The organism is Bifidobacterium sp. WCA-178-WT-4B (genome assembly GCF_009696495.1).
GTDB classification, from domain to species: domain Bacteria; phylum Actinomycetota; class Actinomycetes; order Actinomycetales; family Bifidobacteriaceae; genus Bifidobacterium; species Bifidobacterium infantis.
This window is the reverse complement of sequence record NZ_VULV01000003.1, coordinates 162,772-176,465: the sequence shown is the minus strand read 5'-3', so window position 1 is coordinate 176,465 and position 13,694 is coordinate 162,772. Positions and strand designations below refer to the sequence as shown.

The following is a 13,694-nucleotide window of genomic DNA, read 5'->3' as shown; positions in this document are numbered from 1 at the left end:
GAGACGATCTGCCATGCAGCTTGAGCTGAATCGACGCAGCAAGGTGCCGATGTACCGGCAGCTGGCTGCCGGGCTGCGTGAACAGATCGTCTCCGGCGCGATGGCCGAGGGCTACCGCCTGCCTCCCGAACGCGAGCTGTCCTCACGTCTCGAAGTCAATCGCACCACGGTGTTGCAGGCGTATCAGCAGCTCAAGGACGAAGGTCTTATCGCCTCCAAAGTCGGCAAAGGCACGTTCGTGCTGCCGGCTGCCTCCGCAAGCCGAACACCGCACACGTCAAACAGTGACTTCGGGAATGCAATAACGCGAACAACACGATCGTCGGCAGAAATGGGAACATCGCAAGCCTCCTCTTCCGGCGACGTAGAACGTGCTACCTCCACTGGTTTCTTGACGACGGACCAGGGCAGCAGCTCTGCGGCGGTCCATACGATTCGTGAAAGCCGTTCGGTTCAGGGCCCGGAGCCAACCGTCGTGCGTCCGCCATGGTCGGTGTTGTTCTCTGATTATTCCAACCGGTTTACCTACCATGACATCGCCTCGGCCGAGCGGGCGCAGCGCGGCGACACCATTATTGACTTCGCCACCGGTTCGCCGAACCCGGCGGATATCCCGGACGATTTGTTGCGCAAGGTGAGCATCGAGGCGTTCGAATCGCGGGAATTCGACGGCCAACCGGAATCACCTATCGAGGGATTCGAAGAGTTGCGTGCGCTACTTGCCGAACATATGCGCACACGAGGCGTACAATGCGGCGTCCGCAACGTGATGGTGCTCTCCGGCTCCGAGCAGGGCATCGACCTCATCGTGCGCGCGTTCATCAACCCCGGCGACTGCGTGCTGGTCGAACAATCCACGTTCTTCCCGGCATTGCAGACCTTCCGCTCGGCGGATGCGCGCATCATCGGCGTTCCAGTGGACGAGCACGGTATGCGTACAGACCTGTTGGACGGCTATTGCGCGCGATTCCGGCCCAAGCTCATCTACACCGTCCCGACGTTCCAAAACCCCACCGGTACCACGCTGCCGCCCGAACGACGCAGCGAACTCATCGACGTGGCGCGGCGCTATCAGTGTCTGATCGTGGAAGACGATGCTTACGGCGATTTGTGGTACGGCGGGGAATCATCCGACGCACATCGCCCCATACCGCTTAAGGGCATGGAGAATGCGGGATACGTGATGTATTTGTCGACGTTCTCGAAAACCGTCACTTCGGGCCTGCGCACGGGATGGGTTGTGGCCGACCCGCATGTGATCAACCGGCTGGCGGCTCTGCGGCGCATGGTCGACCAGCATACGAGCACGTCATCGCAGCGCATCTGCCTGGAACTGCTTAAAGAAGGCCGCGTCGCCGAACATTTGCGCGGTTTGATTAAGGCTTACCGCATTCGACGAGATGCAGCAATCGCAGCATTGGAGCGGTATGTGCCGGATGAAGTGTATTGGACCGTGCCTGCAGGCGGCTACTATATTTGGGTTTCCTTACCGGACGGCGTGCGCTCTCTGGATGTATTGGAATCCTGCCGTTCCCAAGGCGTCACGTTCATGCCGGGCAGCGTGTTCGACGTTGACGAAATGGATGATTCCCACATCCGTCTCAACTTTGTGCGCCCGGATGCTGCTGACATTGATACCGGCATTCGAATCATTGGCGAGACGATAGCACAGATGTAGCCAAGTGACTGGCTCATTGCGGTTGTCGAGTTTTTTGATGGCTACATACCCACATCGATGAGTGCATTCGACGAATGAATAAGCGAGGAAGCCAGCATCAGTTCGCTGTGGCATGCGCATAGCGTTGTCGGGCGAACGGGGCAGACCACGTGGTCGTTGCGTGATCTGGCCGATCGAGCCGGCATCGCATTGCCCCTGGCGTAGTGGCGAGGTGGCGCAGTAACGAGTTATGCCATCGCGAGCCGATGATGCGAAATACGGAACCGGTCGCGGCCATCAACGGGTATCATACATGCGGAAGCAACGATACGTTGGCGTCAGCACACTGGCCATTCATGTATGCGGCAAGTGCCGCCGATCAGTGCGGCAGTGCGCGCTACTTGGTGATCGTGTTGTACGTGGGCATGTTCGTGTAATCGAACTGCACGTTCTTCACGTTCTGTGCAGACACGGCGGCGAAACGTTTGACCGGGAATACTGGGGTAATACGCAACTTCATCGCTCCTCTTCCTCGAATGAAACTATGTTCCATTGGTTTGAGCCAGTCACGTACGGTATTCGTGTCTGGTCTGCCACACAATGATGCAGCCGTATATACGGGCACAGCATTGCGCGGCATCATGGCACCGTATTCCGGCACGGCGGCCGTGTTGCTGGTCGTTGTGTTCCTGTTCACCGATCGGCGCGTATTCAAATACGTGGATTGGGGACTGCCGCTCACCTTCTGCATGTTCTTCATCTTCATCGGCAACAAGAAAGGCTGGTATCTGGCCTTCTACTCCGCCGTGAACGTACTGTTTTTGGCCGTATTGCTGACCTTGAGCTGGATCATCGAGCCGAGTTTCTGAGCCCAGCCATCTCCACCCCGTTGGCGGGGGATGTCGGCGAAGCCGACTGGGGGGTCTACCGCGCGTATACGGTGGGGGAGCCGGTCAGTCGGCTCATGGCCGACTGCGGGATGTCATGAATGCGGCCGATGGTGGCATCCAGCGTGGATACGCCGGATACGCCGTCTGTGTTGGCTGTGGTGGATGCAGAGGTGATGCTGGATACGCCGACTGCGGACGATGATACGGCCGCAACCATCGGCTGACGATAGGCGTTGGAGTTGCGGGCCAGCCGGGCGAGCGCAGGGCGCTGCCTGCGGAACAGATTGATAAACATACCGCACACTCCTTCATCGTTGGCCGGCGGTCTTCTGGCCGCCGTGGTTTCCATCCTGCCCTCCCGCGCTTGTATTCGCTATGGGGGATAGCCCCTATTATTCCCTGAATCTGCACGATTCCCCTCATCCTTGAGGGTGATTCTAACGGCAAAGGCATCGGCCTAATGGCCGATGCCAATCAGCGCGAAACCACCAGCGTGACGCTGTACGGCTTGATCTTCATCGCCAGCAATGAAGACGGCGACGGCAATGTGTAAGCCCGATGTTCCGGCACAATCGCCCCCGAAGCCTCACCGCGGTATCCGATAGTGGTCTTCGCCATCGGACTGGCGCTTAACGTCGTCACTTCCAAACGCACCGGTCGCGATGGCGAGGTGCCCAGCCCGGCCAGTCCGCGCGCGATTTCCAACGTCACATCCACCGGGGAATCGGAGGTATTGACGATTTTGATGTAACGGCAGGCGTCATCCCCGTCATGCCCGGTGGCGCTGACATACAGATGTTTGGTGGGACGTGACGCGGTCTGCTTGATGGATACGGCATACGTCGTGTCGCCCAGATGCGTGGAAAACAGCCGCTCCACCTCATAATTCACCGTGGGGTTCACATGCGCCGGATTGAATTCGATAAGATTCTGCGCCCACCCCTTAGCCGGGATATGCGCGAGCAGCGGCGCATAGGAGGTCATGCGCACCACGTCGGAATTGCGCTCGCAGCCGGTCAGGAACGCGGCCTCGCCGAGTGCCGACTTCCACGTGTTCGCGCCTTGTTCGGTCTGTGGTTGGCCGGCAAAATAGCCGTTGGCTGAATATTCGCCGAAATAGACGCCGGCGCCGCAACGCGGGTAAGTATCGAATCGTGACGCTTGTGATGCAAACCATTCGGGGGAGTGGTAGGAATGCTCGTCGACGATAATCGCGTCACTGGTGGCGGAATCATGTGCCCCGGAATCGGCTGCGGCCAACGCTCGCGCATGGTCCCAGATGCGCTTCATCGCCGGCTGGAAGGGGAACAGTCCGGCGCTCATCCCACACAGCATATCCGGGTATCGTTCGTGAATGGCCTCGCTGATCATGTCAAACTTGGCCACGTAGTCAGCCCCGAAGTTTTCGTTGCCCACGCCGATCATGTCCAGGCCGAACGGTTCTGGATGGCCCATATCACGCCGGACCGCGGCCCACGAGCTGGACTCCGGATCGCCATTCGCGAATTCGATGAGGTCCAGGTAGTCCTGAATAACATTGTTGCGGAAGGTTGCCGAATTGATATCCATGTGGCGCGGATCGCGGCCGGGCGACTGGCATGCGATGCCGGCGAACAGGGTAGGCAGCGGCTTGGCCTTGAGGTCCTCGCACAGGCAGAAATATTCGTAGAAACCGATCTGGTAGCTCTGCGAATAGCTGGAACCATCCGGCATCTTGAACGACCACATCGAATACTGTTGGCGTCGCGCGGCCAGAGAGCCGACGGTATCCTTCCAGCGATATTCATTGCCGGGCGTCACACCTTCGACGATGCAGCCGCCGGGGAATCGCAGAAACGCTGGATGCAACGCCTGAATGGTCTCCACCAAATCGCGGCGCAGCTTGCCGTAACGCCATTTCGGGTCGCCCGCGCCCCAATAGTCCGCATCCATGAACTGCACCAGATCAAGATCGAACGTGGTGCGTTCGCCGGCGTCAATGGTGATACGCAGCTTGCCGTAATCGGTGTTCAGGCCGGTTACGTCGGCGTTGAACCGGTACCAGCCGTCACGACCGATGACGATGGCATCATCCGACGAATCCGGACTGATCGAAACGCCGGAATCCTGCGCATCGGCCCCATCGTCCTGCCTCAGACCGGTCTCTTCCGTACCGTCAAGCGGATCGGAGTCCACGATATACGACAATCGAGTGACACTGGTGAGCGGCAGGCCATACCTATCGACCACGCCGACGGACAGCTCGGCCCGCCCATGAACCGGACGTACCGCGAGACTGACGGAATAGGTGTGGTCGGCAACGATGGAGAACGCGGGCTCGCCCCCGTTGTCGCCGCCTCCGTTATAGCCGAGGTTTTCCAGATATGCAGGGCCGGTTTCGGAAGGAACATCGGACGTGATGCGAGCGTATCGGCTATGTGCGTGAATTGGCGGGGCGGGACAGTCGGTGGTCACCCGCTGGCCGTGAATCCCGCGTATCTCACTGCCGAGGCTGGCGGCGGAACAGTTGATGAAATCCCAGAAACGCAGGGAATCAGCCTGTGTACGCCATCGTTCGGCGCCGGCCATACGCCACGTGTGATGGTCGAGATAGACGCCGTCAAAACTGTAGTTGTTCACCATGTTGGCGTTCAGCCCGCCATCCGCACCATGGTTGATGTCCTCGAGGAACACGCCGTACAGCCGCCCGCTTGTGTGATGGGTGGGGCTTCCCACGCTAATCCGCACCATGGTTTCGATTGTAGAGGGCATGGAGCGGAAAGGTAAACGGAAGAGTTCGCTCACCGTTCATGTTGCGGTCAATCCAAGTCGATTGTTCGCCGGTATACAGCCGGTACCCTCGAAACGGGAATGGAAAATACGGGCGACTAGGAGCGTGGCTGTGCAGTCCTCGGTGGGAATACGCGAGCGCATCGACCACGTGTATCCGTCGCTGCGTCCGGCGGAGCGCGCCGTGGCCCAGTATATTCGGGATCATATCGAGGAGGCGGCCGACCTGACCGTCGGTCAGATGGCCGACATCGCCCACGTCAGCCAGCCGACGGTGATTCGGTTCGCCCGCAAGCTCGGCTTCGGCGGTTACCGTGAACTGCGGTACGTGTTGCGCCATCCGGCCGCCGAGCACAAAGTGACCTTCAATCCGTTGGATGGATTCGATCTGAATCCGTGGGATGGCGAGGATGAGATTCCCAGCAAAGCGGCCGATGGTGCGAAGGCGCTGATCGATGAGCTGCACAGTGCGTTGGACCCCAAGGCCTATCGCAAGGCGGTCGCCCTACTCGCCGAATCGGAGTTCATCGACATTTTCGGCGTGGAGAACTCGTTGACACCGGCGATGGATCTGTTCACCAAGCTCGGCTACCTGGGACTGACGTGCCGTCTCAATACTGACGCTTACCTGCAGCAGATCGGTGCCGGGCACCTGACCCACGGCGCTGTGGCCGTTGCCTTCTCTCATTCGGGCAGTTCGGCGGATACTGTCAAAGCGTTGCGATTGGCGAAATCGCATGGTGCGAAAACCATCGCCATTACCAATGCCATCGGCGCACCGCTGGCCAGCTGGGCCGACGTGACGTTGTTGACGGGTCGTGACTCGCATACGATTTATGGCAATGCGATTTTTTCGTGCGTGGCCGATACCGTGCTCGTGGACATGCTGTACATGGGCGTGATTCTGTCCGACTACGGCCGGTTCTCCACCGCGCTCGACGAATCCGGTCGCATGATTCGCGATCGCGTATTCGAGAACTGAGCTGCTGCTTTATCGAGCCTTGGGCTGTATTGCTCTGGTCGTTGCTGCTTGGGTTGTTGACGATTTGGTCGTTGTCGCCCTGGTCGCTACCGTCCTGAGGCATGTGCCAGCGAATACGTAGTGGACTTGGCGTGTGTATGACGTTCGATCTTGCCGCTCAACTCCAGCTGGTCCAAGAGCTGCGTCATCTGATCCTTGTTCAGACCAAGCGCTTTCTGCATGGTTTTACGGCTGAGCTTCACGCCGCGGAACGCGAGGAAATTGAGCGTGAACTGCTCCAACGTTTGAGGCGACGGTTCCAGCGTTGCCGTATCGAGCGGGCGGGTACTGACCTGATCGTCACCGTCCGGGCGCTCGCCGAATCCGCTGCCGAGAATCAGTGTCTGCAATGGCGCGCAGCCGATGATGCGTGCGCCGGCCAAAGCATCTGCGGCGTTATCCGTCATGCGCTGAATCGTGGGGAATGAGTACATTTTGGCGCGCTGCGCCTCGTCAGTGGTGCTGGGCGCGGCGGAAGCATCGGTATCGGTTCGATGCGAGGATGTGGCCTCGGCCGATACCGGGATGGGCAGCACCATTGCCACCGAAGTGGGGCCCACTCGCAGTTGCGGACTGACCGCGCTCTGCGCGTAGGCGTCCATAATGCGTTGAATGCCGGTACCGCAGTTCTCGCAGAGGCCCAGATCGGCGAACAATTCAGCCAAACGCGGGGTGCGTGGCTGGCATACGCCGTTGAGCAGATCGTTGATCTCCAAACCATCGGTCAGGCCGCCGAGCGACACGATCTCCAAGCGGGAATCGAAGATATTGATCAGTGTGGGGCCGGAGTACGTGTAATCGCGATGTTCCAGTGCGTTGACCAATGCTTCGCGCAGTGCTATGGCCGGGTGTTGGCCGGATTCGTTGATGCCGTTCAGCAGGGCGCTGGCTTGGTCGAGCTGGCGCAGCACCGAGCCGGTGAATGTGTGACGTTCGCGAATGGCGTTTTTGCCATTGCCCTCGAAAATGGTGGCCTTGATAACGAACGGGCATTGGTCGGACAGCAGGGTGGCAAGCGACGATTCGGTGGTGCTGGTGAAAGTGTTGTTGGAGCCGGTGTTGATGATGCTGCCGGCGAGGGCATTACCGGCATCGGCAGAGACGGATGCAGTCATGTTGGTCACAACCGGGCTTTCCCAATCCCTGCCTTCACTGGCAAAACGACCCTGTGCGTATGTGAAAGTGAGCTCACCACTATCGCCTGCGACGGTCTGGCCCGATGCGGCGTGATCTATGTTGCTCTCCGTTGTCCCCATATCGCCGATGGTACCGGTGCAAGCCGACGTTACGCCGAGGTGTTTTACACCCCTACGGCTAGACTTACATGAGTTTGGCCCCGTAGCTCAGCTGGATAGAGCATGTGACTTCTAATCTCAAGGTCGACGGTTCGAGCCCGTCCGGGGTCACGATGTAATAAGCCCTTGGTTCCTCATCGTTTGTGGGGGCCAGGGGCTTTTGGGCATTATGCCGGTCTGGGTCCGTCTGGAGCCTGAACCGTCGACCTCGAGATCAGCGGTTATATGCTTATCACTGCCATCCGGGAACACCCTTAAGGGGTGCGGCTCCTGCATAACGGCTATACTCTGATTTGAGATGTGCTGGATAATAACCAGCTATCGCGCGTCCGCCAATGGCGACGAACGAAGGAAGAAGGGCCCGTGCCGCGAGCAATCATCGAGGTAAGAAACCTACGCAAGGAATACCCCGTCGAGGATGAGACGGTGGTGGCGCTTGACCGTGTCAATCTCAGTATCCCGCAAGGCCAGATCTGCTGCATTTTCGGCGAATCCGGCTCCGGCAAATCCACGCTGCTCAACCAGTTGGCCGGCATGGAAAGACCGACGCGCGGCGGCGTGAGAATCGGCGGCGTACCCGTCAGCAAACTCGATGAGCGTGAGCTGGCGGCCTTCCGCCAGAAGCATCTCGGCTTCGTATTCCAGTCGTACAACCTGCTACCCAATCTGACCGCGCTCGAAAACGTGGCAATGCCGCTGATGTTCCGCGGCGTGCCTAAGGAACAGCGCGAACGTGCGGCGCGTGGCGTACTCAAACGAGTCGGGCTCGGCCATCGTCTCAGCCATTACCCGCGCCAGATGTCGGGCGGCCAACAGCAGCGCGTCGGCATCGCCCGGGCGTTTGTGACCAAGCCCGAGGTGGTGTTCGCCGATGAGCCGACCGGCAACCTCGACTCCAAAACCAAAACCGAGGTCATGACGATGATCTGCGCATTCGCCCGCGACTTCAACCAGACCATCGTGCTGGTCACCCATGATCCGCAGATGGCCTCATACGCCGATCGCATCGTCACCCTGCTCGATGGGCGCATCATCGGCGACCGGCTCCTCGGCGCCGGATCCCCTACTCCCCGCCCATCCGCATCATCCACACCATCCAGCCAAGGCATGCAAGGAGCAGACCGATGAAGCATCTCACCCGCCGCACCATCGCCATCATCGTGGCGTTGCTGTCCTCACTCGCGCTGACGCTCACCGTCGTCTCCCTGCCGCGCCAGGCGTATGCGGTCGATGGCGCGGACGCGGGAGGCGCCGCGCAGGGAAGCGACGGCGGCGCCACGCCGCTCGCCGGACCGGTGCCCAACATCATCATCACCAACTTCGCGTATGGCGGTGATTCCGTGGCCGCCGGATCCAAATTCAACCTCGACTTCACCTTCCAGAACAAGGGACAGGTGGCGGTGACGAACATGGTCGTCACCGTGGACGGCGCGGAGGGATTCGCCATCGCGGGCGGCACGAACACGTTCTACGTCGACGCGCTGTGGGCCGGGTACGCGATGACGCAGAGCGTGCCCATGCAGGCGCTCGCCTCCGCGAAAAGCGGCGCGCAGCCCGTGACCGTGAACTTCCGATACGAGTATGTGGACGCCGGCGCCCGCTCCTCAAGCCAGTCCGACGTCAAGATTTCCGTGCCGATCAGTCAGCCTGACCGGTTCGAAATCAGTGATCCCGTAGTGCCCGACCAGGTGATCGCCGGCCAGGAAAACACGGTCACGATGGAATATGTGAACAAGGGCAAAGGCGATATCGCCAACGTCGAGGCCACGATGGAGGGCGAAGGTTTCGATGCCACGATGAAAACCCAGTACGTGGGCAATGTGGCTTCCGGCGCCACCGGCACGATCGGGTACGCCTTCACGCCGCACGCGTCAGGCGAGCTGAAGACCACGCTCAAAGTCACGTACGAGGATTCCGACGGACAGACCAAAACCAAGGAATTCCCGCTCACCATGTCCGTGGCCGACGCGCCAGCGGCGGACCAGCCCGGCGCGTCCGATTCGGTCGAAGGCCGCGGCGGCGATCGGGGTCTGCCGGTGCCGGCGTATGTGGCCATCGCCGTGGGCGTCGTGGCGGTGATCGCGGCGATCGTGCTGCTCGTGCGTCGCAGACGCAAGCAGAAGGCCAAGAAGAACGATATTGATGAGGACTGGGATGATTGGTCCGAAGGCAAGGATGATAAGACAGATACCGGCGTGACGGATGGTGCTGCGGCAGACACCGCTCCTATCGCACCAGTCTCACCGGCCTCACCGGCCGGCCCGTCCCACAAGGCCTGAAAGGCCCGACCATGCGATTCGGCGACATACTGCGGCTTTGCAGACAAAACCTATGGCGGCGTAAATCCCGTACGATTCTGACCGTGCTGGGCGTTATCGTCGGCTGCTGCTCGATTGTGCTCATGGTCTCTTTGGGTCAGGGCATTAACGAGCAGAACGAGAAGATGCTCAAATCGATGGGCGATCTGTCCATCGTCACCGTGTACACCAACGGTTATGCCGGTCCGATGGGCGGTGGCGGTTCGTCCGAGATGGGCGATACCAAGCTCGACGACAAGGCCGTGGAATCCTTCCGCGCGATGAGCGGCGTATCCGGCGTGACGCCGATGATGAACTTCCCTTATAACGTGACGGCCAGAGCAGGCGCGGGCGGCCGTTACATCTATGATTACGTGCAGATCATGGGCATCGACATGACCCAGCTCGACCAGATGGGCTACAAGCTCGTCGGTGGCGAGAAACCGGTCAAAAAAGACCAGGTGCTTGCCGGCGAATGGTTCGCCTATGGTTTCATGGACACCCTGAAGAACGGCGAACAACGCACCAGCACACGTGGCGGTCAGTATTCCTCATGCACGTTTAACCAGGCCACCGGCCAGTGCGAGGAAGATCAGGACGAAGATCCGTTCTTCGACCCGCTCGCCACGCAAATCAGTCTGACCACCGGCACCAATTATCAGGGCGACCAGTACACCATGAACATGCCCGGCGGCGGTGGCGGCACAGGCGGTGCGGGCGGCAGCGCCGCGGGTCAGTCGGAAAACGTCACCCTCGATGTGCGGGCTTCCGGCATTGTGGCGGGCGACTACAACAAGGGCTATGCCACCTCCGACGGTCTGGTCATGGATTTGCAGGCGTTGAAGGAACTGGCCGCCAAAGTCGATCCAGCCGCCGCCAAAAAAGCCACCGCCTATGATCAAGTGCTGGTCAAGGCCGCCGACCTCAAGTCCGTGCCCGAAGTCGAATCACAGATCAAAGCGTTGGGCTACGAGACCTCCTCCTATGAAGACATGCGTAAGTCGTTGGAAGAACAGTCGCGCGCGATTCAGCTGATTCTGGGCGGTATCGGTGCGGTTTCGCTGTTGGTTGCGGCCATCGGCATCGCCAACACAATGGTTATGTCCGTAACCGAGCGCACGCGCGAGATCGGCATTATGAAGGCGCTTGGCTGCTACGTTCGTGACATTCGCGTCATGTTTCTTGCGGAGGCCGGCGCGATCGGATTCTTCGGCGGATTGATCGGCTGCGTGCTGAGCGGACTGATATCGCTGGGCATCAACGTTGTCGGCGCGTTGTATGCGGGCGGCATGAGCGGCGGCATGTCTGGCGGTATGGTCAGCGGTGCAGGCGGGGGCTCCGGCGACGGTACCGGTGGCGGAACATCTATCTGGACCATACTCTGGCAGGCGATAGTTGGTGGCGAGAATGTGACCCGTTATTCGGTGATTCCGTGGTGGCTGTTCCTGTTCGCCGTACTGTTTTCCACGCTGATCGGCTTGCTGTTCGGCTTCGGCCCGGCCAATAAAGCCGTTAAAATCCCGGCCCTAGACGCCATCAAAAACAACGAGTGACCGATTCGACCACCTGATGTACCGTCAGGCCATACCGCTCGTCCAAGACGTCCAGCGGCACGCGGTCGGTGAATTCCTTGTCCGCGCCGAAGTTCAGCACGCGCGGATTGCGATCGTGGCCGGCCGCACCGCATTCGGACACGTGATGATTCGCGTAGTATGCGGTCACCTTCTCGCCCCAGCCGCCTTCGCGCTGACCGTCCTCGAGGGTGACGACCAGCGCGTGGCCGTCACGCAATGATTCCAGGGTGGCGCAGTCCAGTGATGAGCATTGGCGCGGGTCGATGACCGTCGCCGTGATGCCGTGGTCCGCGCACAGCGCGGCGGCCGTTTGCTCGGCCAGCGGATAGGCGTTGCCCAGGCCTATGAGCGCGACCGCCGACCCGGCCTGGTTGACGCGCCAGTCCAGCACGCGGTCTCCGTCGTCGCCGTGGGACCTTGCGGCCGGCCGGGGGTGCGCCGCGAACCGACCGCCGGTCAGCGGCAGCAGACTCGGGTCTCGCTCGGCCGACAGCAGCGGCTCTCCGGGCACGCGGATCACCACCGGCCCGTCGGGGGCGTGCGTGGCGCCGGAAGGCGCGGTGGCCCACGCGAGATCGGCCAGATACTCGTCGGCCGAGGTCGGCGCCAGCATCGTGACCCCGGGGATGTTGGCGAACATCGCCACGTCATATGCGCCCGAATGCGTATTGTCCGAGGCAGACACGCCGCCCAGGAAATCAAGCACCGTGACCCGCGAACGATTCAGGCTCATCTCCTGGAAGAACTGGTCGTAGGCGCGTTGGAAGAAGGACGCCGTGGTGGCCACCACGGGGGTGCCGCCCGCCCGCGCGATGCCGGCGGCATACGCCACGGCATGCGATTCGGTGATGCCCGTGTCCACGTAATGCGAGCCCGCGCGTTCGCGGAATTCATGGGTGATGCCGTTGGAGCCCGGCGTGGCGGGGGAGATGACCACCAGCCCCGGTTCGTCGGCGAATCGGGGCTCGAGGGCCGCCATCGCCATCTTGCCGTAATGCTTGCGCGGATTGTCCGCCTTGCCGATGGCCGAATCCGGGTTCTGCCAGTGCGAGGCCTCGCACTGGCCCTCATGCGGTTCGTGATCGGACAGGTTGCAGTGATCCGAATGCCACGGTTCGCTGTGCAGCACGTTGCTCGTGGGGCGCACGCCGGTGTCGGAGACTGCCGGATCCGGCTCATGGACGTTCCCGACCGAGGCCGAGGATGCGCCGGCCACGTGACCGGCGCCGTCATATCCCGCGCCCTTCAGCGTGTGGATATGGACCACCACCGGATGATCGATGCCGCGCACCTCTTCGAAGGCCGAGACCAGCGCGGCGACGTCGTTGCCGGATTCCACGTACCGGTAATCCAGGCCGAACGCGTTGAACAGGTTCGGCTGGGCGGTGCCGCCGGATGCGCGCAGACGGGCGAGCGGGCCGTACATGCCGCCGAAATCGCCGGCGATCGACATCTCGTTGTCGTTGAACACGATGATGAGGTTGCCGCCTTGCTCGGCCGCGTTGTTCAGTCCCTCGAACGCCACGCCCGAACTGAGCGAACCGTCCCCGATCACGGCGACCACATTGCCGATGCCGCTGCCCGGCCCCTCCATGTCGCGGGTCTTCGCCAGGCCGCAGGCCAAGGAGATCGAAGTGCCGGTGTGCCCGAGCACGAACTGGTCGTGTTCGCTTTCGTCGGGGTTGGTGAAGCCGGTCACCTCGCCGAAACGGTTCGGATCCATATACGCGCCGGCCCGCCCCGTGAGCATCTTATGGACGTAGCTTTGGTGGGACACGTCGAACACGATGCGGTCGCGCGGCGAGTCGAAGACGCGATGCAGGGCCACCGTGGCCTCCACCATGCCCAGATTGGAGCCGATATGGCCGCCGTGCCGATGGCCGTACGCCAACAGCGTGGCGCGAATCTCGCGGCATAGTTCGGCGAGCTCGTTTGGGGCAAGGGCCTTGACATCGGCCGGGCTGGCAATGCGGCTCAGCAGATGGGAGTCGTCGCCATGGGAAGGGGTAATGCTCGGGGGGATGTCGTGAAGGCGCGCGGTCCCCTCGGCGGCGCCGGAGACGGCGAAGGAATCGCTTGAATCAAATCCGTTTCCTGACGCGTTGCGCATACCCTCGAATCTCCCTTCGCTAATCTTTCCGAAGTTGAATGCTAACGCCCGGCATTGTCCGAGGTCCACATGACGAAGCAA

General features: G+C 61.0%; 10 protein-coding genes, 1 tRNA gene and 1 pseudogene. 7 read left to right on the top strand and 5 right to left on the bottom strand.

Translation table 11 applies throughout. From position 1 onward, the window contains the following. Nucleotides 1-13: 13 nt before the first annotated feature. Nucleotides 14-1,678, top strand: a complete 1,665-nt coding sequence (locus FYJ31_RS04085; protein ID WP_065473913.1) for an aminotransferase-like domain-containing protein — start codon at nt 14-16, stop codon at nt 1,676-1,678. Between the two features lie 376 nt (nt 1,679-2,054). Here the strand turns inward: FYJ31_RS04085 and FYJ31_RS13025 are convergent, their stop codons facing one another. Beyond that, nucleotides 2,055-2,177 (bottom strand): hypothetical protein, encoded by a 123-nt coding sequence (locus tag FYJ31_RS13025; protein WP_007053676.1) that lies wholly within the window; start codon nt 2,175-2,177, stop codon nt 2,055-2,057. Nucleotides 2,178-2,325: 148 nt separating this feature from the next. On the opposite strand from FYJ31_RS13025, the pseudogene FYJ31_RS04080 reads away from it, so the two are divergent. Beyond that, nucleotides 2,326-2,526, top strand: a pseudogene (locus FYJ31_RS04080) (hypothetical protein); the annotation flags it as partial. 55 nt (nt 2,527-2,581) lie between these two features. On the opposite strand, the gene FYJ31_RS12425 reads toward FYJ31_RS04080, so the two are convergent. Continuing rightward, nucleotides 2,582-2,842 (bottom strand): hypothetical protein, encoded by a 261-nt coding sequence (locus FYJ31_RS12425; RefSeq protein WP_013140385.1) that lies wholly within the window; start codon nt 2,840-2,842, stop codon nt 2,582-2,584. A 179-nt stretch (nt 2,843-3,021) separates the two neighbouring features. Next, a complete protein-coding gene (locus FYJ31_RS04070; protein ID WP_326831175.1) occupies nt 3,022-5,220 on the bottom strand; it encodes an alpha-L-arabinofuranosidase C-terminal domain-containing protein in 2,199 nt (732 codons plus the stop codon). A 208-nt stretch (nt 5,221-5,428) separates the two neighbouring features. On the opposite strand from FYJ31_RS04070, the gene FYJ31_RS04065 reads away from it, so the two are divergent. Next, nucleotides 5,429-6,298: a MurR/RpiR family transcriptional regulator gene (locus tag FYJ31_RS04065; RefSeq protein WP_326831172.1), complete on the top strand. Its 870-nt coding sequence runs from the start codon at nt 5,429-5,431 to the stop codon at nt 6,296-6,298. A gap of 86 nt (nt 6,299-6,384) precedes the next feature. Here the strand turns inward: FYJ31_RS04065 and FYJ31_RS04060 are convergent, their stop codons facing one another. Beyond that, nucleotides 6,385-7,593: an ATP-binding protein gene (locus FYJ31_RS04060; protein WP_195839435.1), complete on the bottom strand. Its 1,209-nt coding sequence runs from the start codon at nt 7,591-7,593 to the stop codon at nt 6,385-6,387. Between the two features lie 76 nt (nt 7,594-7,669). On the opposite strand from FYJ31_RS04060, the gene FYJ31_RS04055 reads away from it, so the two are divergent. From FYJ31_RS04055 to FYJ31_RS04040, 4 genes are all read left to right on the top strand, one after another. Beyond that, a tRNA-Arg gene (locus tag FYJ31_RS04055) sits at nt 7,670-7,743 on the top strand. Nucleotides 7,744-7,995: 252 nt separating this feature from the next. After that, on the top strand, nt 7,996-8,760 hold the full coding sequence (locus tag FYJ31_RS04050; RefSeq protein ID WP_326831171.1) for an ABC transporter ATP-binding protein: 765 nt from the start codon (nt 7,996-7,998) through the stop codon (nt 8,758-8,760). Next, nucleotides 8,757-9,911, top strand: a complete 1,155-nt coding sequence (locus FYJ31_RS04045) for a COG1361 S-layer family protein (protein ID WP_154536042.1) — start codon at nt 8,757-8,759, stop codon at nt 9,909-9,911. Before FYJ31_RS04050 ends, FYJ31_RS04045 begins: the two co-directional genes overlap by 4 nt. 11 nt (nt 9,912-9,922) lie before the next feature. After that, the gene (locus tag FYJ31_RS04040) at nt 9,923-11,482 is read left to right on the top strand and encodes an ABC transporter permease (protein WP_154536041.1); all 1,560 of its coding nucleotides are present in this window, start codon (nt 9,923-9,925) and stop codon (nt 11,480-11,482) included. Here the strand turns inward: FYJ31_RS04040 and FYJ31_RS04035 are convergent. Next, nucleotides 11,466-13,613, bottom strand: a complete 2,148-nt coding sequence (locus FYJ31_RS04035; RefSeq protein WP_154536040.1) for a 1-deoxy-D-xylulose-5-phosphate synthase — start codon at nt 13,611-13,613, stop codon at nt 11,466-11,468. The two genes, FYJ31_RS04040 and FYJ31_RS04035, sit on opposite strands and share 17 nt — an antisense overlap. Nucleotides 13,614-13,694: the final 81 nt, after the last annotated feature.